This window comes from Pseudomonas sp. PLB05 (genome assembly GCF_021106615.1).
In the GTDB taxonomy this organism is placed as follows: domain Bacteria; phylum Pseudomonadota; class Gammaproteobacteria; order Pseudomonadales; family Pseudomonadaceae; genus Chryseomonas; species Chryseomonas benzopyrenica.
This window is the reverse complement of sequence record NZ_JAJOHO010000001.1, coordinates 1,044,675-1,063,206: the sequence shown is the minus strand read 5'-3', so window position 1 is coordinate 1,063,206 and position 18,532 is coordinate 1,044,675. Positions and strand designations below refer to the sequence as shown.

The 18,532-nt window shown below is 66.2% G+C and carries 18 protein-coding genes; 15 read left to right on the top strand and 3 right to left on the bottom strand.

The window, feature by feature from the left end; all coding sequences use genetic code 11:
• From LRS53_RS04880 to LRS53_RS04860, 5 genes are all read left to right on the top strand, one after another.
• The gene (locus tag LRS53_RS04880) at positions 1–297 is read left to right on the top strand and encodes a sarcosine oxidase subunit delta (protein ID WP_184287830.1); all 297 of its coding nucleotides are present in this window, start codon (positions 1–3) and stop codon (positions 295–297) included.
• Complete coding sequence (locus LRS53_RS04875) at positions 294–3,197, top strand: FAD-dependent oxidoreductase (RefSeq protein WP_231355145.1); 2,904 nt, start codon at positions 294–296, stop codon at positions 3,195–3,197. The genes LRS53_RS04880 and LRS53_RS04875 overlap by 4 nt, the downstream gene beginning before the upstream one ends.
• Positions 3,194–3,883 (top strand): sarcosine oxidase subunit gamma, encoded by a 690-nt coding sequence (locus LRS53_RS04870; protein WP_184287824.1) that lies wholly within the window; start codon positions 3,194–3,196, stop codon positions 3,881–3,883. Before LRS53_RS04875 ends, LRS53_RS04870 begins: the two co-directional genes overlap by 4 nt.
• A complete protein-coding gene (locus LRS53_RS04865) occupies positions 3,880–4,680 on the top strand; it encodes an IclR family transcriptional regulator (RefSeq protein ID WP_231355144.1) in 801 nt (266 codons plus the stop codon). Before LRS53_RS04870 ends, LRS53_RS04865 begins: the two co-directional genes overlap by 4 nt.
• A 78-nt stretch (positions 4,681–4,758) precedes the next feature.
• Positions 4,759–5,325, top strand: a complete 567-nt coding sequence (locus LRS53_RS04860) for an NUDIX hydrolase (protein ID WP_231355143.1) — start codon at positions 4,759–4,761, stop codon at positions 5,323–5,325.
• A 111-nt stretch (positions 5,326–5,436) separates the two neighbouring features.
• On the opposite strand, the gene gabD is transcribed toward LRS53_RS04860, so the two are convergent.
• A complete protein-coding gene (gabD, locus tag LRS53_RS04855) occupies positions 5,437–6,882 on the bottom strand; it encodes an NADP-dependent succinate-semialdehyde dehydrogenase (RefSeq protein WP_059315032.1) in 1,446 nt (481 codons plus the stop codon).
• A 52-nt stretch (positions 6,883–6,934) separates the two neighbouring features.
• Complete coding sequence (locus LRS53_RS04850; protein ID WP_231355142.1) at positions 6,935–8,341, bottom strand: purine-cytosine permease family protein; 1,407 nt, start codon at positions 8,339–8,341, stop codon at positions 6,935–6,937.
• Between the two features lie 271 nt (positions 8,342–8,612).
• On the opposite strand from LRS53_RS04850, the gene LRS53_RS04845 reads away from it, so the two are divergent.
• The 6 genes from LRS53_RS04845 to LRS53_RS04820 all read left to right on the top strand — a co-directional run bounded on the left by LRS53_RS04845 (position 8,613) and on the right by LRS53_RS04820 (position 14,040).
• A complete protein-coding gene (locus tag LRS53_RS04845) occupies positions 8,613–9,650 on the top strand; it encodes an LLM class flavin-dependent oxidoreductase (protein WP_231355141.1) in 1,038 nt (345 codons plus the stop codon).
• Positions 9,651–9,733: 83 nt separating this feature from the next.
• The gene (locus LRS53_RS04840; protein WP_059315035.1) at positions 9,734–10,324 is read left to right on the top strand and encodes an amino acid synthesis family protein; all 591 of its coding nucleotides are present in this window, start codon (positions 9,734–9,736) and stop codon (positions 10,322–10,324) included.
• 13 nt (positions 10,325–10,337) lie between these two features.
• The gene (locus LRS53_RS04835; protein ID WP_231355140.1) at positions 10,338–11,177 is read left to right on the top strand and encodes an alpha/beta fold hydrolase; all 840 of its coding nucleotides are present in this window, start codon (positions 10,338–10,340) and stop codon (positions 11,175–11,177) included.
• The gene (locus tag LRS53_RS04830) at positions 11,174–12,655 is read left to right on the top strand and encodes an aldehyde dehydrogenase (protein ID WP_231355139.1); all 1,482 of its coding nucleotides are present in this window, start codon (positions 11,174–11,176) and stop codon (positions 12,653–12,655) included. The genes LRS53_RS04835 and LRS53_RS04830 overlap by 4 nt, the downstream gene beginning before the upstream one ends.
• Positions 12,656–12,670: 15 nt before the next feature.
• Complete coding sequence (locus LRS53_RS04825) at positions 12,671–13,156, top strand: flavin reductase family protein (protein ID WP_059315038.1); 486 nt, start codon at positions 12,671–12,673, stop codon at positions 13,154–13,156.
• Positions 13,157–13,284: 128 nt separating this feature from the next.
• Positions 13,285–14,040, top strand: coding sequence for a GntR family transcriptional regulator (locus LRS53_RS04820; protein WP_059315039.1), 756 nt, complete (start codon positions 13,285–13,287; stop codon positions 14,038–14,040).
• 45 nt (positions 14,041–14,085) lie between these two features.
• On the opposite strand, the gene LRS53_RS04815 is transcribed toward LRS53_RS04820, so the two are convergent.
• The gene (locus tag LRS53_RS04815; protein WP_059315040.1) at positions 14,086–14,373 is read right to left on the bottom strand and encodes a DUF1330 domain-containing protein; all 288 of its coding nucleotides are present in this window, start codon (positions 14,371–14,373) and stop codon (positions 14,086–14,088) included.
• Between the two features lie 78 nt (positions 14,374–14,451).
• On the opposite strand from LRS53_RS04815, the gene ribBA reads away from it, so the two are divergent.
• From ribBA to LRS53_RS04795, 4 genes are all read left to right on the top strand, one after another.
• Complete coding sequence (ribBA, locus tag LRS53_RS04810) at positions 14,452–15,561, top strand: bifunctional 3,4-dihydroxy-2-butanone-4-phosphate synthase/GTP cyclohydrolase II (RefSeq protein ID WP_231355138.1); 1,110 nt, start codon at positions 14,452–14,454, stop codon at positions 15,559–15,561.
• A 194-nt stretch (positions 15,562–15,755) separates the two neighbouring features.
• Positions 15,756–16,778, top strand: a complete 1,023-nt coding sequence (locus LRS53_RS04805; protein ID WP_231355137.1) for an ABC transporter substrate-binding protein — start codon at positions 15,756–15,758, stop codon at positions 16,776–16,778.
• Position 16,779: 1 nt separating this feature from the next.
• Complete coding sequence (locus tag LRS53_RS04800; protein WP_231355136.1) at positions 16,780–17,703, top strand: ABC transporter permease; 924 nt, start codon at positions 16,780–16,782, stop codon at positions 17,701–17,703.
• 4 nt (positions 17,704–17,707) lie between these two features.
• Positions 17,708–18,517, top strand: a complete 810-nt coding sequence (locus tag LRS53_RS04795; protein WP_231355135.1) for an ABC transporter permease — start codon at positions 17,708–17,710, stop codon at positions 18,515–18,517.
• The last annotated feature ends 15 nt before the right edge of the window (positions 18,518–18,532 follow it).

Below are 18,532 nucleotides of genomic sequence, written 5' to 3'. Positions count from 1 at the left end.
ATGAAGATCCTCACCTGCCCGCTCAACGGGCCGCGCAACATCAGCGAATTCACCTATGGCGGCGAACTCAAGGCCATGCCGGATCCCAAGGCCTGCAGCACCGCCGAATGGGCCGACTACGTCTTCAACTGCGAGAATCGCCGGGGGGTGGTCACCGAGTGGTGGCTGCACAACGCCTCCAGCTACTGGTTCCTGGCCGAGCGCCATACCGGCACCGACGAGGTGCTGCGCACCTTCGATCCCCGCGAGCTGTTTACCCAGCGCGTCGACTTCACCGCTGCGGAGGTGCGCTCATGACCCGACTGCCCGCCCCCATGGGGCTGCTGATCGATCGCAATCGTCCCCTCACCTTCAGCTTTGAAGGCCAGACCTTTCAGGGCTATGCCGGCGATACTCTGGCCAGCGCCCTGCTCGGCGAGGGTCGCTGGTTGCTGTCGCGCTCCTTCAAATACCACCGGCCCCGCGGGCCCCTGACCCTGGCCGGTCAGGATGCCAATACCCTGGTGCAGTTGCCGGACGAACCCAATGTGCTGGCGGATGAATTGCCGCTACGCGAAGGTTTGAGCGCCACGGCGCAGAACGTCAGCGGCAGCCTCGAGCGCGACCGCGATGCCCTGCTCGGCAAGTTTTCCAAGTTCATGCCGGTGGGTTTCTACTACCGGGCCTTCTACAAGCCCAAGGGCATGTGGAAACGCTGGGAGCCGCTGATCCGCAAGAAGGCCGGTCTCGGCATGCTCGACCTGACCTTCGTCCCCACCTACCACGACAAGGCCTACCTGTTCTGCGACGTGGCGGTGATCGGCGCCGGACCCGCTGGCCTCAGTGCAGCGCTGGCCGCCGCTCAGGGTGGCGCCGAGGTATTGCTGATCGAACAGCAGCCGCTGCTCGGCGGTGCCCTGGCCTGGGGTCGTTTCGGCCTCGATGCCGGCCAGGGTGAAGGGCTGCGCGAGGAGTTGGTCGCCGCGGTGCGCGCCGAGCCACGCATCCGGGTGCTGGAGTCCGCCGTGTGCAACGGCTGGTTCGCCGACCACTACCTGCCGATCATCCAGGGCAACCGCATGTTCAAGGTCAGGGCGCGGCAGACCGTCCTCGCCAGTGGTGCCTTCGACCAGCCGGTGATCTTCCGCAACAACGACCTGCCCGGCATCCTGCTGACCAGTGCCGCCCAGCGCCTGATGCGTCTCTATGGCGTGAGACCGGGCCGCCGCGCCGTGGTTTTGGCCGGCAACGACGATGGCTATCTGGCGGCCCTCGACCTGCAGGAGCAAGGGGTCGCCGTCGCCGCGCTGCTCGATCTGCGCACCGCGCCGCGGGATACCCAACTGCTGCAGGCGGTAAGCGAACGCGGCATTCCCTTGCATCTGGGCCATACGGTGTACGAGGCCCACGCCGATGCCGACGGTCGCCGGCTGGCACGGGTCGACGTCCGTCCCATCGTCGGCCAGGGCCAGGTCGGCCCCGCGGGCCTGACCCTGGATTGCGACCTGCTGTGCATGTCCGCCGGCTACATGCCGGTCTACCAGCTGGCCTGCCAGGCCGGCGGCACCCTGGGCTACGTCGATGACCAGGCCGCTTTCAGCCTCGGCAACCTGCCCCGTGGTCTGCACCTGGCCGGCTCGGTCAACGGTCGCCATGCGATGGAGCGGGTGCTGGCCGATGGTCGCGCCGCCGCGGCCCGCGCCCTGACCGAACTGGACCTCGCTCCGCTCGCCATAGAGCAGACCCAGGCCGACGATAGCCAAGTCAACTTTCCCTGGCCAATGTTCGCCCACCCCCAGGGCAAGGAATTCGTCGACTTCGACGAGGATCTGCAGATCGCCGACATCGTCAATGCCACCCGCCACGGCTATCGCGACGTCCAGCTGGTCAAGCGCTTCTCAACCGTCGGTATGGGCCCTTCCCAGGGTCGCCATTCGGCGCTGCCCACCGCGCGCCTGGTGGCTGCCGCCACCGCGCGTAGCGTCAGCGATACCGGGGTGACCACCGCGCGCCCCCCCTTCACTGCGGAAAAGCTCGCTCACGTCGCCGGCCGCGCCTTCGAGCCCTATCGGCGCACCGCCATGCACAGGCGCCACCTGGAACTGGGCGCCAGCCTGATGCCGGCAGGCGTCTGGCAACGGCCGGCCTTCTACGGCCCGGCCAGCGAACGCCAGCGTTGCATCCAGGCCGAAGTCCGCCAGGTCCGCGAAGGCGTCGGCCTGATCGACGTCTCCACCCTGGGTGGACTCGACGTACGCGGCCCCGATGCCGCCGAGTTGCTGGAACGGGTCTACACCTTCGGCTTCCGCAAGCTGCCCGTGGGGCGTACGCGTTACGCCCTGATGACCGCCGAAGACGGCGTGGTGATCGACGACGGCGTGGCTGCGCGCCTGGGCGAGCAGCACTTCTATGTCTCGGCGACCACCAGCGGCGTCGACCGCGTCTACCGCAACCTGCTCAAGTGGAACGCCCAGTGGCGGCTGGACGTGGACATCGCCAACGTCAGCGCCGCCTTTGCCGCCGTGAACCTGGCCGGTCCGCACTCCCGGGAGGTGCTGCGCGAGCTGTGCCCCGAGCTGGACCTGGCGCCGGAAGCCTTTCCCTATCTTGCCGTGCGTGAGGGCCGGGTCGCCGGCATCCCCGCCCGCCTGCTGCGCGTCGGTTTCGTGGGCGAGCTGGGCTACGAGATCCATGTGCCGGCGCGCTTCGGCGAGCGGCTTTGGGACGCACTGATGGAGGCTGGGGCCCGCTTCGGCATCTGCCCCTTCGGCGTCGAGGCCCAGCGCCTGCTGCGGCTGGAGAAGGGGCACGTGATCATCGGCCAGGATACCGACGGCATGACCCACCCCGCCGAAATCGACATGGGCTGGGCCATCGGCCGCCAGAAACCCTTCTTCGTCGGCCAGAAATCCATCGAGATCCTCGAAAGCCAGCCACTGCGTCGCAAGCTGGTGGGTTTCACCCTGCCGGCGACCGCCAACCAGCCGCTGGAAGGCCACCTGGTGCTGCGCGGCGACGACATCGCAGGCAACGTCACCTCCTGCGAGTTCTCCCCCACCCTGGGCCACATCATTGGCCTGGCCTATGCCGCCTTCGACCAGGCCGAGCCCGGCATGTCCCTGCCGATCCGCGTCGAAGGGGACGAGATCGTCCAGGCCACGGTGACACGCCTGCCCTTCTACGATCCCCAAGCCCAACGCCAGGAGGTGGACGCATGACGCTGAATCCCTTTGACTTCGACGAACGCAGTCCGCTGGTTGAATTGCAGCTCGATACACCCGTACTGCAGCATCAGGGACGGATCTTTGCCGAGCGTCTGAGTGATGGTGACGAAGCGGCGCTACTCCGCCGCGGTGGCCTGGCCGACCTGAGCAATCTGCCGCGCTTCGGCCTGCGCGGCCCGACCGCCGCCGGCCATCTGCAGGGCCAGGGTTACGTCCTGCCGGAACGTCCCAATCTGGCGCTGCGCCAGGCGACCGGGGAATGGCTGCTGCGGCTGTCCCCGAGCGAGTACCTGCTGCTCGGCGCCCTGGCCGACGGCGGGGCCCGGGTCGCCGCTCTGGAAGCGACTGCTGCCGACCTCGGCCCTGGCTGCTACCCGCTGCCGCGCCAGGACTCCCACGCCTGGCTGATCCTCACCGGGTCCCAGCTGCCCGCACTGTTCGCCAAGCTGTGCGGCGTGGACCTGGGCAAGCCCTTTGCGGTCGGCCAGGTGGTGCAGACCTCGGTGGCCAGACTCAACGCCATCCTGCTCAATGCCGGCGACGGTACGCTGCCGCAGTTCCACCTGCTCTGCGACCGCGCCAGCGCTCATTACCTCTGGCACGTGCTGCTCGATGCGCTGGAGGAGTTCGATGGCGGTGCCCTGGGCGTCGCGGCCCTGCTCGCGGCGGGCATCCCATGACCGTCGTCGAAGCGACGGCGGTCGAGGCCGACGGCGACTATCGGGTGCCCGCCCTGCTGCGCGGCCTGCGGGTGTTGGAATTGTTCGGTCCCGAGCGCCGCCTGTTGAGCCTGCAGGAGATCGCCGACGGCCTCGGCGGCTCGACCTCGTCGGTCTATCGCATCGTCATGACCCTCACCGAGCTGGGCTACTTGCAGCGCCAGTCCAAGACCGAATACGGCCTGGGCATCAAGGTAGTCAGCCAGGGCTTCGCCTACCTGGCCAGCCGCGACCTGGTGGATATCGCGCAGCCCCACCTGGAACGGCTGCGCGACGTCACCTCGCTGTCCTGCCATCTGGGCGTCCGCGATCGTACCGAGGTGGTCTATCTCTACCGCAGCATGGCCAGCCAGCGGTTGACGGTGAACGTCCCGGTAGGTACCCGGTTGCCCTGTACCCGTACCGCCCTGGGTCGGGTGCTGCTCAGCGGCCTCGACGACGAGGCCTTGAGCGCCCTCTACCAGCACGAGCGGCTGGACGACCAGCCACCGCCTGCGCCCCGTACCCTGCCGGAGCTGTTGCGCCTGGTCGAGCAAGACCGCCGCCAGGGTTGGGTCCTGCACCGCTCCGACTACTCCACCGCCATCGCCACCGGCATCCGCGATCATCGCAACCAACTGGTGGCGGCGCTCAACGTCTCCGGCCCCGATGCCGTGATGGATGCGACAGCGACGCGGGAATGGGTCGGTGCCCTGCTGGCCGAGACCGCCGCGCGGATCGCCGCCGAGCTGGGACACCGTCCCCACGCTGACACCTGACATTGCGACTAGGCCGCCGAGGCAATCTGGTATACCGTAAGACCAGAACAATCAGAGTAGCGGCCACCCGAGGTCAGCATGAGCCCTTCCCCGCGTTTCTGTTGCCAGTGCGGCAGCGCTGAACTGGTCCGGCGCCGTCCCCTTGGCGATAGCCACGAACGACTCCTCTGCAACGCCTGTGGTCATGTGCTCTACGACAATCCGCGAGTGATCACAGGCTGCCTGGTGGAGCACGAGGGACGCTACTTGCTGTGCCGTCGGGCCATCGAGCCCCGTCGGGGCTACTGGACGCTACCGGCAGGCTTCATGGAGAACGACGAGAGCGCCGAGCAGGCCGCGCTGCGGGAGACCTGGGAGGAAAGCGGGGTCAGGGCCCGGATCCTCGCGCCCTACTCTATCTTCAATGCCGCGGGCGTCAATCAGGTCTATCTGATCTTCCGCGCCGAATTGGTCGAAATCGACGCCGAGGCTGGCGTTGAGACCTTAGAACGCCGCTTTTTCGCGCCGGACGAGTTGCCCTGGGCCGACCTGGCCTATCCCTCGATTCGCCAGATCCTCGAACGCCGGCTTCAAGAACAGGTACAGGGCCATCACGGCCTCTATTTCGGTACCGCCGAAGCCGGACAGTTGCATACCCTTGGCTGACTTGAGCGGGCACTGTTGGGCTTCGACGATGGAGCCGTCTCAACCCAACCTACCTCGACCGTAGGTTGGGTTGAGCTCCGCGAAGCCCAACAGATCCAGCTGGCGGCGGTATCAGACGCCCAGGCAGAGGTACTTGATCTCCAGGTACTCTTCGATGCCGTACTTGGAGCCCTCGCGGCCCAGGCCCGAGGCCTTGACGCCGCCAAAGGGCGCGACCTCGTTGGAGATCAGGCCGGTGTTGATGCCGACCATGCCGTACTCCAGCGCCTCGGCCACGCGGAACACGCGGGACAGGTCGCGGGCATAGAAGTAGGAGGCCAGGCCGAATTCGGTGTCGTTGGCGAGCTCGATGACCTCGGCCTCGTCCTTGAAGCGGAACAGCGGCGCCAGCGGGCCAAAGGTCTCTTCCTTGGATACCTTGGCGCTCTTGGGCACGTCGGCGAGGATGGTCGGCTCAAAGTAGCTGCCCCCATTGGCGTGGGCCTTGCCGCCGGCGATGACCTTGGCGCCCTGGCTCACGGCGTCGTCGATGTGTTCCTTGACCTTGGCCGCGGCCTTGGCGTCGATCAGCGGGCCGATGGTCACGCCCTCTTCCAGGCCGTTGCCGACCTTGAGCTTGGCCACCGCGGCCTTGAACTTCTCGGCGAAGGCGTCGTAGACACCGTCCTGGATATAGAGACGGTTGACGCAGACGCAGGTCTGGCCGGCGTTGCGGTACTTGGAGGCAATGGCGCCTTCCACGGCCTTGTCCAGGTCAGCGTCGTCGAAGACGATGAAGGGCGCGTTGCCGCCCAGCTCCAGGGACAGCTTCTTGATGGTGGGCGCGCTCTGCTCCATCAGCTTGGCACCAATCTCGGTGGAGCCGGTAAAGGAGATCTTGCGCACGATGGGGCTTTCGGTCAGCTCGGCGCCGATCTCGGCGGCGGAGCCGGTGACCACGCTCAGCACACCCTTGGGAATGCCGGCGCGCTCGGCCAGTTCGACCAGGGCCAGGGCCGAGTACGGGGTCTGGCTGGCGGGCTTGATGACCATGGTGCAGCCGGCGGCCAGGGCCGGGCCGGCCTTGCGGGTGATCATGGCGGTGGGGAAATTCCACGGCGTGATGGCGGCGGTGACGCCGATGGGCTGCTTGATCACCAGGATGCGCTTGTCGGCCTGATGGCCGGGGATGGTGTCGCCATAGATGCGCTTGGCTTCTTCGGCGAACCACTCGATGAAGGAGGCGGCGTAGACGATCTCGCCCTTGGCCTCGGCCAGCGGCTTGCCCTGCTCCAGGGTCATCAGCCGGCCCAGGTCATCCTGGTTCTCGATCATCAGCTCGTACCAGCGCCGCAGCTTGGCCGAACGCTCCTTGGCGGTCAGCGCACGCCAGGCCGGCAGGGCGCGGTTGGCGGCGTCGATGGCGCGCTTGGTCTCGGCGCGACCAAGCTTGGGAATGGTGCCCAGGGTCTCGCCGGTGGCCGGGTTGTCCACGGTGACGGTGGCACCGCTGTCGGCGTCGATCCAGGCGCCGTCGACATAGGCTTGCTGGCGAAACAGGGAAGCGTCTTGCAACATGGTCTGGATTCCTAGCTAGAGAGTTGAAGGCGATTGCGGAGGGCTGCTGCGGTCATTGCGGGGAAGCTGCCTGCAGACGCGCTACCTGGGCCGGTGAGCCCTGATAGGCCAGCCAGAAATACAGCGGGCAGGTCACCAGCAGACCGAACAGCCAGGAGAGGTCGGCGCCTGCCACCAGGTCGGCATAGGGCCCCTTGAACAGCGCCGTGTTGGCGAACGGCAGCTGCACCAGGATGCCGACCGCGTAGGCGGCGATGGCATGTCCGTTGAAGCGACCGTAGCGGCCACCGTCGGCGGCGAACAATGAAGGGATGTGGTAGTCGCCGCGCTTGATCAGATAGAAATCGATCAGATTGATGGAAGCCCAGGGCACCAGGATCATGGTCATGGCCAGTACCAGGCCGATGAATCTTTCGATGAAATCGGCCGAGGCCATGAGCGCCACGCTGCAGCAGCCCACCAGCACCAGGCTGGACAGCACCACCTTGACCTTGACGCCCGGTGTCCAGCCGGCGGCGAAGGTCTGCACGCAGGTGATGATGGAGAGCACCGCGCCATAGAGGTTGAGGGCGTTATGGCTGATGATATTGAGCAGGAACAGCACCATCAGCACCGGGCCCAGCCAGCCGGTGGCCTGGGCCACGGCGGCCATGGCGTCGTTACCGGCCGGCACCGCCAGCACCGCCACCACACCAAAGGAAAAGGCCAGGATGGTGCCCAGGGTGGCGCCGAGATAGGTCGCCCAGAAGGGCCGTGCGATCCCCACCGCTTCCGGGAGATAGCGCGAATAGTCGCTGGTGTAGGGCGAGAAACTCAGTTGCCAGATCACCCCCAGCGACAGCGTAGCGACGAAACCACTGGCGTTGAGGCCGCCCCGGGTCAGGAAGTCCGCCGGCAGCGGCTGGCTCAGCATCATGGCGAAACCCGCCAGCAATCCCGCGCCCATGACCCAGGTACCCCAGCGATTGAGGGTATGGATGCAGCGATAGCCGATTACCCCGATGGCCGTGGCGCTCAGGGCGCCGAGCACGATGGCCAGCGGCATGGGCACGGCCGGTACCAGGCCCTGGATGGACTTACCGGCCAGCACCACGTTGGAGGTGAAGAAGCCCACGTAGATCAGCGCCGTGACGCAGACGATCAACAGCGCGCCATAGCGGCCGAACTGGCCGCGACTCTGCACCATCTGCGGAATGCCCAGGCGCGGGCCCTGGGCCGAGGCCAGGGCCAGTACCACCCCGCCGAGCAGATGCCCGAGCACGATGGCCACCAGGCCCCAGATCAGATTCAGGTGGAAGGTCTGGACCACCATGGCGCCGGTGACGATGGGCAACGGCGCGATATTGGTGCTGAACCAGAGGGTGAAGAGATCGCGGCTATGGCCGTGGCGTTCGGCCGGGGCGACGTGATCCACGGTATGGGTTTCGATGGCGACGGCGGAGCGAGGGGCTGCGGACATCCAGGAATTCCATTGTTGTAGTTGTGGAAGACGCCTGCTGGACAGGTCGTCCTGGTAAGCAGAAAGTATTACGGTATACCAGATTACACAACCGCCTTTTGGCGTGTGGAAGCGACGTCTGGGGACTGACGCCGAATCTCGTTACATCTCTGCTTGCCAGCTCACGTATTATGGTATACCAATAAAAACATCGACTGGCTGAGCCGTCGCGTACCGCCAACAAGAGACACCCGAGCCCCGCGCCGAGGTGGAAGACAAGAGGTAGGCTTCTATGAAATTTTCCCTGTTCGTGCACATGGAACGCTGGGACGAAAGCGTCAGCCATCGGCAGCTGTTCGAAGAACTGACCGAGCTGACCCTGATGGCCGAAGCCGGCGGGTTCTGCACCGTCTGGGTCGGTGAGCATCATGCGATGGAATACACCATTTCCCCCAGCCCCATGCCGATCCTGGCCAACCTCGCAGCCCGTACCTCGACCATCCGCCTGGGCGCCGGCACCCTGATCGCGCCGTTCTGGCATCCCCTGCGTGCGGCTGGCGAATGCGCCCTGCTCGACGTGATCAGCGAAGGCCGCATGGAAGTGGGCCTGGCCCGCGGTGCCTACCAGGTGGAATTCGATCGCATGGCCGGCGGCCTGCCCGCCACCGCTGGCGGCAAGCATCTGCGCGAACTGGTCCCGGCGCTGCGCAAGCTCTGGGAGGGCGACTATGCCCACGACGGCGAAGTCTGGCAGTTCCCCACCTCCACCAGCGTGCCCAAGCCGGTCGGCACCCCGCCGATCTGGATCGCCGCGCGGGATCCGGATTCGCACAATTTCGCGGTGGCCAACGGCTGCAACGTCATGGTCACGCCGCTGATGAAGGGCGATGAGGAAGTGGTCGACCTCAAGCACAAGTTCGACAACGCCCTGGCCAACAATCCCGGCGTCGCCCGGCCCAAGCTGATGGTGCTGCGGCATACCCATGTACATACCGCCGAGGAGCCCGAAGGCTGGAAGATCGGTGCCCAGGCCATTGGCCGCTTCTACCGCACCTTCGATGCCTGGTTCGGCAACAAGGAAACCCCGGTCAACGGCTTCCTCGCCCCGAGTCCGGAAGAGAAGTTCGCCGGCCGCCCGGAATTCGAGCTGGAGAACATCCGCAAGAACACGATGATCGGCACGTCGGAAGAGGTGATCGCCCGCCTGCGCCACTACGAGGAACTGGGCGTCGACGAGTTCAGCTTCTGGTGCGACAACAGCCTGCCTTTCGCCGAGAAGAAGAAGTCGCTGCAACTGTTCATCGACAAGGTGGCGCCCGCCTTCGCCTGATCCCCGGGCTGCGTAGTGACGCGGCCCTCAACACGCCCAATCGCGTGGCATACCATCATCCAACAGACATCTCAGGAGTCAGCATGAGTTTCGAAATCCGCAAGGTCGTCACCTATCTCGAAGAAACCCATATCGAAGGGGGCAAGGCCACCGACAAGCCGGTGACCATGGCCGGCGTCGCCGTGGTGATCCGCAACCCCTGGGCCGGCCAGGGCTTCGTCGAAGACCTCAAGCCCGAGATCAAGGCCCACTGCTCCGACCTGGGCGCCTTCATCGTCGAGCGCCTGACCCGCGCCATCGGCGGCGCCGAACGCATCGAGGCCTATGGCAAGGCGGCCGTGGTCGGCGCCGACGGCGAGATCGAACACGCCTCGGCGGTGATCCATACCCTCAGATTCGGTAACCACTACCGCGAGGCGGTCCAGGCCAAGAGCTACCTGAGCTTCACCAACAAGCGCGGCGCGCCGGGTACTTCCATCCAGATCCCCATGATGCACAAGGATGACGAGGGCCTGAGATCCCACTACATCACCCTGGAAATGCGCATCGAGGATGCCCCGCGGGCCGACGAGATCGTGGTGGTGCTGGGCGCTGCCGATGGTGGCCGCCTGCATCCGCGCATCGGCAACCGCTACATCGACCTCGAGGAACTCGCGGCTGAAAAGGCGCGCTGAGGAGAACCCGCGAATGATCCGGTCTACAGACGCCAAGACCCCCGCCGGCACCACCTACCGCATCGCCGGCGATGGCAGCCCCCTCGTCCTGATCCACGGGGTGGGGCTCAGCAAGGACATGTGGGGCGGTCAACTCGCGGGGCTCGCACCACGCTACCAGGTGATCGCCTATGACATGCTCGGCCATGGCGAGAGCCAGCGCCCGGCGGCGCAGGCGACGCTCGACGACTATGCCGCGCAGCTCAACGAACTGCTCGATCACCTGGGGCTGGAAACGGCCGTGGTGGTCGGTTTCTCCATGGGCGGCCTGATCGCCCGGGCCTTCGCCCTGAGCCATCCGCAGCGGCTGGACGCGCTGGTGATCCTCAACAGCGTGTTCAATCGCTCGGTGGAGCAACGCAGCGGAGTTCTGGAGCGGAGCCGCCAGGCCGAACTCGAAGGCCCCGACGCCAATCTCGATAGCGCCCTGGCCCGCTGGTTCAGCCGCGAGTATCAAGGCGCCAACCCGGCGCAGATCCAGGCGCTGCGTCAAGCCTTCGCCAACAACGACCCCCAAGGCTATCTGACCACCTACACCCTGTTCGCCACCCAAGACCGCTACGGTGCCGAGCGGCTGGACAGCCTCCAGGTACCCACCCTGGTGGCTACTGGCGAGTTGGACAGCGGCTCGACCCCGGAGATGGCGCGCCAGCTGGCCGCACGGATTCCGCGCGCGCGCACTGCCGTGTTGGCCGACCAGCGCCATATGATGCCGGTCGAGTCACCCAAGCTGGTCAACGCCCTGCTGCTGGACTTCCTCGACGACGCCCTGGGCAAGGCCCCTTCCACTTCCATCAAGGGATACGTGGCATGACCCTGCAACGTTTTCAGATGTGCATCGACGGCGAATGGACCGCAGCCCAGTCGGGCCGTACCTTCGCCAGTCTCGATCCGGCCACCGCGACCGCCTGGGCGGAATTGCCCGACGCCGACGCCGACGACGTCGACCGCGCCGTCCAGGCCGCCCAGCGAGCCTTCGAGGCGCCGGCCTGGCGTGGCCTGACCGCCAGCGCCCGCGGCAAGCTCTTGCGCCGGCTGGGCGATCTCATCGCCGCCAACAAGGAGGCCCTCGCCCAGCTGGAAAGTCGTGACAACGGCAAGCTGATCCGCGAGACCCGCGGCCAGGTCGGCTACCTGCCGGAATTCTTCCACTACACGGCGGGCCTCGCCGACAAGCTCGAAGGCGGCACCCTGCCCCTCGACAAGACCGACCTCTTCGCCTACACGGTGCATGAACCCCTGGGCGTAATCGCCGGCATCGTGCCCTGGAACAGCCCGCTGTACCTGACCGCCATCAAGGTCGCCCCGGCCCTGGCCGCTGGCAACACCGTGGTGATCAAGCCGTCCGAGCACGCCTCGGCCACCATCCTGGAGCTGGCGCGACTGGCCCTCGAAGCCGGCATTCCGCCCGGCGTGTTCAACGTGGTGACCGGCTATGGTCCGGGCGCCGGCGCGGCCCTCACCCGCCATCCGCTGGTGCGCAAGATCGCCTTTACCGGTGGCGCCGCTACGGCCCGCCACGTGGTCCGCGCCAGCGCCGAGAACTTCGCCAAGCTGAGCCTGGAGCTGGGCGGCAAGTCGCCCAACATCATCTTCGCCGACGCCGACCTCGATAGCGCTATCAACGGCGCGGTGGCCGGTATCTATGCCGCCTCCGGGCAGAGTTGCGTGGCCGGCTCGCGGCTGCTGGTGCAGGACGAGATCTACGACGAATTCGTCACCCGGCTGGTGGAGCGCGCCCAGCGCATCCGCATCGGCAATCCCCAGGACGATGCCAGCGAGATGGGCCCGATGGCCACCGAGCAGCAGCTTGCCATCGTCGAGCAGCTGGTGGAAGCGGCCCTGGCCGAAGGCGCGACGCTGCGCCTGGGCGGCAAGCGACCCGACACCGGCAGCGCCGGCTGGTACTACGAACCCACCCTGCTGGAATGCGACCGGCACTCGCTGCGCATCATGCAGGAGGAAGTCTTCGGCCCGGTGGCCGCGGTGATCCGCTTCAAGGATGAGGCCGAGGCCCTGCGCCTGGCCAACGACAGCGAGCTGGGACTCGCCGCTGGCATCTGGACCCGCGACCTGGGCCGTGCCCATCGCCTGGCGCGGGACATCCGCTCCGGCATCATCTGGGTCAACACCTATCGCGCGGTCTCGGCCATGGCGCCGATCGGCGGTTTCAAGAACAGCGGCTACGGCCGCGAGAGCGGCATCGACTCGGTTCTGGCCTATACCGAAACCAAAACGGTATGGATCAATCTGTCCCAGGCGCCGATGCCCGATCCCTTTGTAATGCGTTAAAAGAGGTTGGCAGTCATGATCGATCCCGCAATCTACAAGCAAGTGATGGGCGCCTTTCCGTCCGGCGTCACCGTGGTCACCACCCTGGATGCCGAAGGCAACCTCGCCGGCCTGACCGCCAGTGCCTTCAGCGCCCTGTCGCTGGATCCGGCGCTGGTGCTCTTCTGTCCCAACTACAGCTCCGACACCTACCCCCTGCTGCGTGACGGCAAGGGTTTCGCCATCCACCTGCTGAGCGCCGAACAGCAGCGTATCGCCTATGCCTTCGCCAGCAAGGGCAAGGACAAGACCCAGGGCATCGAATGGACGCGCAGCGCCCTGGGCAATCCGCTGCTGGCCGATGCCACGGCGGTGATCGAGTGCGAGCTGTGGCGCGAGTACGATGGGGGCGACCACGCCATCATCGTCGGCGCGGTGAAAAATCTGATCGTGCCAGACCAGGAGGTCATCCCGATGCTCTATCACCGGGGCCGGATGGGTGCCGCACCGATCTATGCCTGAGCGGACAGGCCCATGAACGCCTGCAGGGGGCATGCTAGACTTGCCCTCTTCCGCCCTGGCGAGCACGCAGGCCCCACGTAGTCGCGTGCCTCGTCGTCGCTTGTAGAACCGGTCCGCCAGAGAGCCCCATGAGACGCGCGCAACTAGACGACAGCTTCAAGATCACCCGCAGCCCGGTCACCCTGCGTGAAATGGTGTGCAATCGCCTGCGCCAGGCGATCCTGAACTTCCAGTTGCTGCCGGGTGACCGCCTGGTGGAGCGCGATCTCTGCGACCGCCTGGGTGTGAGCCGCACCTCGGTGCGCGAAGCCCTGCGTCATCTCGAATCCGAAGGCCTGGTGGAATTCGCCGATGCCCGTGGGCCGCGCGTCGCCATCATCACCCTGGAGGATGCCTGCGACCTCTATGAGCTGCGCTGCGTGCTGGAAGGCCTGATCGTGCAACTCTTCACCTTGCGCGCCGGCCCCCGGGAAATCGAGGCGCTGGAACAGGCCCTCGAGGAAAACCGCAAGGCCCTGGAGGGCGCCGAACTGCCAGAGGTCATCGAGACCGTGCAGAATTTCTACAACGTGCTCATGGAGGGCTGTGGCAACCGCGTCGCCGCCACCCAGCTGCGCCAGTTGCAGGCGCGGGTGAGCTACCTGAGGGCCACCTCGGTGTCCCAGGCCAATCGTCGCCAGGCGAGCAACGCGGAGATGGAGCGCATGGTCGCCGCCATCCGCAGCGGCGATGCCCTGGCCGCCCACCAGGCTTCCGTCGATCATGTTCGCGCCGCCGCCCAGGTCGCCCTCGACTACCTGCAGCGGCAGCAGGAGCACCAGGGCGAACAGGCCCGTGAGCTGTTCATTCCCCGCGTCCAGGACGAGCCGCGCATCGAGCGCTAACCCTCTTCGGCCAGAGGCGGCAATCGCCGCCCCTGGCCGCCGCGCTTAAAGTCCTTCGACGATGAAGATCTCGGCCCGCGCCGCCGTCTGCCGGTGCCCGCAGGCGTCCTGATACTCCGCCGAGCGATAGCAGGCCAGGGCCTGTTCGTAGGAATCGAACTCGATCACGACCCGGCGCGTCGCCCAGCCTTCGCCCTCCAGTTGCTCGGCGCGGCCGCCCCGGGCGAGGAAGCGTCCGCCATAGCGGGCGAAGGCCGCAGGGGCGCGCTCCGTATAGCCGCGATAAGCCTCGGGATCGGTCACATCGACCTCTGCAATCCAATAACCTTTCATGGCGCTTTGCCTCTTTCGCTGCGTTTTGTATCATGGTATACCAGATTACAGAACAATCCAGAACCCTGGGAGGTAGCCGTGGCCATCCATCCCATCGAAGCGATCATTGAGGATTTCCGTGCCGGCAAGATGGTCATCCTGGTCGATGACGAAGACCGCGAGAACGAGGGCGACATCCTGCTCGCGGCCGATGCCTGCACCCCGGCGGCGATCAGCTTCATGGCGCGCGAAGCCCGCGGCCTGATCTGCCTGACGCTGACCGAAGAACGCTGCCGCCAGCTCAACCTGATGCAGATGGTCAGTGACAACGGCACCGTCCATGGCACCGCCTTCACCGTGTCCATCGAAGCCGCCACCGGTGTCACCACGGGCATCTCGGCCGCCGACCGGGCGCGCACCATCGAAGCCGCGGTGGCGCCCGATGCCACCCCGCGCGATCTGGTCCAGCCCGGCCACATCTTTCCCCTGCGCGCGCGCGACGGCGGCGTGCTGACCCGTGCCGGCCATACCGAAGCCGGTTGCGACCTGGCGCGCCTGGCAGGACGCGATCCGTCCGCCGTGATCGTCGAGGTGATGAACGACGATGGCAGCATGGCCCGCCGACCGGACCTGGAGCGCTTCGGCGAACGCCACGGCATCAAGCTGGGCACCATCGCCGACCTCATCCACTACCGACTGCGCCACGAGCACACCGTCACGCGCATCGGCGAGAGCGAATTGCCCACCGTGCACGGCACCTTCCGCCTGCTGACCTACGAGGACCGCATCGAAGGCGGCGTGCACCTGGCCATGGTGATGGGCGACATTGATCGCGAGACCCCCACCCTGGTGCGCGTCCATGCCCTGGACCCGTTGCGCGACCTGGTCGGTGCCGAATACAGCGGGCCGCCGAGCTGGACCCTGTGGGCTGCCCTGGAACGCGTCGCCCAGGAAGGCCACGGCATCGTGGTGGTGCTCGCCAACCATGAGTCCTCCCAGGCATTGCTGGCCCGGGTGCCCTCGCTGACCCAGCCCAGGCGCTTGTTCGAGCGCTCCCAGTCGCGCATCTATGCCGAGGTAGGCACCGGGGCGCAGATCCTGCAAGACCTGGGCGTCGGGCGTATTCGTCACCTGGGTCTGCCGCTGCGCTATGCCGGCCTGACCGGGTACGAACTGGAGATCGTCGAGACCCTGCCTTTCCCTGGCTGAAGCGCCTTTCAGAGGCCTTTGGCAGGCTTGCAAAAAGTTTGGAATACCATAATATCGGATTACGCCAGGGCCCGTGCCAGACGGGCCCGATAGAACAAGTCCAAGGCCTCCTTTTTCTGGCCCCTGGCCGCACTGCTCTTAGAACGGACAAGGCATCCCTGCCGCGTCGATCCAATAACAGAGAGGGCATCAAGATGTTGCTGAAGCGCAAAGTCGTATCCGTGGTCGTCGCCGGCCTGCTCACCACCCTGGGCGTCCAGGCCCAGGCGGAGAGCCTCAACTTCACCAGCTGGGGCGGCACTACCCAGGACGCTCAGAAGAAAGCCTGGGCCGAACCCTTCACCAAGCAGACCGGCATCCAGGTGGTGCAGGACGGCCCCACCGACTACGGCAAGCTCCAGGCCATGGTGCAGAGCGGCAACGTGCAGTGGGACGTGGTCGACGTGGAAGCCGATTTCGCCCTGCGCGCCGCTCAGCAGGGCCTGCTCGAACCCCTGGATTTCAAGACCATCGATCGCACCAAGATCGATCCGCGCTTCGTCAATGACCATGCGGTGGGCTCCTTCTTCTTCTCCTTCGTGCTCGGCTACAACCAGGGCAAGCTCGGCAGCAAGCAGCCGCAGGACTGGTCGGCGCTGTTCGATACCACCACCTACCCCGGCAAGCGTGCGCTCTACAAATGGCCGAGCCCTGGCGTCCTGGAGCTGGCCCTGCTGGCCGACGGCGTGCCTAAGGACAAGCTCTATCCCCTGGACCTGGACCGCGCCTTCAAGAAGCTCGACACCATCAAGAAGAACATCGTCTGGTGGGGCGGCGGTGCCCAGTCCCAGCAGTTGCTCGCCTCTGGCGAAGCGACCCTGGGGCAGTTCTGGAACGGTCGCGTCCATGCCCTGCAGCAGGACGGCGCGCCGGTAGGCGTGAGCTGGAAACAGAACCTGGTCATGGCCGACATGCTGGTGGTGCCCAAGGGTGCCAAGAACAAGGACGCCGCGATGAAATTCCTAGCGGAGGCCAGCAGCGCTCGCGGCCAGGCGGATTTTGCCAATCTCACCGCCTATGCGCCGGTCAACGTCGACAGCATCGCCAAGCTGACCCCGGACCTGGCCAAGAATCTGCCCACCGCCTACGGCAGTGAGCAGGTCACCCTGGACTTCGCCTACTGGGCCCAGCACGGTGGCGAGATCGCCAGTCGCTGGAACGAATGGCTGGTGAAATGACATGTCTGCCTCCAGCTCCAGCCGGGCGGTGCTCGGCACTGCCAAGGACCGCCGTGCGCTGAACGATCCGGCGCGGACCCGGGGTGAACGCGCCGTCCGCTGGAAGGGCTCGAGTCACCTCGTCCCGGCCCTGCTGTTCCTCGGCTTGTTCTTCCTGGTCCCGTTGATCGGCCTGCTGTTGCGCGGCTTTCTCGAACCCGCGCCGGGCCTGGGCAACTACCAGACCCTGTTCGCCAATGGTGCCTATGCCCAGGTGTTGCTCAACACCTTTGGCGTCGCTGCCCTGGTGACCCTGTTCAGCGTGCTGATCGGCTTTCCGCTGGCCTGGACCATCACCCTGATGCCGCGCGGCTGGGGTCGCTGGCTGTTCAACATCGTGCTGCTGTCGATGTGGACCAGCCTGCTGGCCCGTACCTACGCCTGGTTGGTGCTCTTGCAGGGTTCTGGGGTGATCAACAAGCTGCTCATGGCGATGGGCCTGATCGACGAACCCCTGGCGCTGGTCAACAACCTCACCGGGGTGGTGATCGGCATGACCTACATCATGATCCCCTTCATCGTGCTGCCGCTGCAGGCGACGCTACAGGCCATGGACCCCATGGTGCTGCAGGCCGGCGCCATCTGCGGCGCCAGCCCCTGGACCAACTTCCGCAAGGTGTTCCTGCCCATGTGTCGCTCGGGCCTGGGCTCGGGCGCGCTGATGGTGTTCGTCATGTCGCTCGGCTACTACGTGACCCCGGCGCTGCTGGGCGGGGCGCAGAACATGATGCTGCCGGAGTTCATCATCCAGCAGGTGCAGTCCTTCCTCAACTGGGGCCTGGCCAGCGCCGCCGCAGCCTTGCTGATCGTCATCGCCCTGGTGCTGTTCGCCCTCTATCTCAGGTTGCAACCGGAATCCCCGGTCGACCCCCAGAACGCGAGGTAACTCCATGCTGCTCACTCCCAGTGCCCTCGGCTGGCGGCTGCGCGGTGGCCTGCTGCTGATCACCGGCGCCATCGCCGCGGTGCTCCTGCTGCCCATCGTCTTCATCGTGCTGCTGTCGTTCGGCTCGTCCCAATGGCTGGTCTTTCCGCCGCCCGGCTGGACGCTCAAGTGGTACCAGCAATTCTTTGCCAACCCGGAGTGGATGCAGGCGGCCCTGGCCAGCCTCAAGGTGGCGCTGCTGACCACCCTGGTTTCGGTAGCCCTGGCGGTGCCCTGCGCCTTCGCCCTGGTGCGCGGTAAGTTTCCCGGCCGCAAGACGCTCTATGCCTTCTTCACCCTGCCGATGATCGTGCCACTGGTGGTGATCGCCGTGGCCATCTATGCGCTGTTCCTGCGCCTGGGCTACACCGGCACCCTGCTGGCCTTCGTGGTCAGCCACGTGATCGTCGCCCTGCCCTTCGCCCTGATCGCCGTCATCAACTCACTCAAGCTGTTCGATCAGTCCATCGAGGATGCCGCGGTGATCTGCGGCGCCTCGCGCCTGCAGGCCATCTACCGGGTGACCCTGCCGGGGATCTGGCCGGGGGTGTTCGCCGGCGCCCTGTTCGCCTTCCTGGTGTCCTGGGACGAGGTGGTGCTGAGCGTGATGATGGCCAGCCCCAACCTGCAGACCCTGCCGGTGAAGATGTGGGCGACGCTGCGCCAGGACCTGACACCGGTGATCGCCGTGGCTTCCACGGTGCTGATCGGCCTTTCCCTGCTGGTGATGCTCGCGGCTGCCCTGCTGCGCCGCCGCCAACCCCTTTCCCGCTGAGCTCCCGGAGCCTGC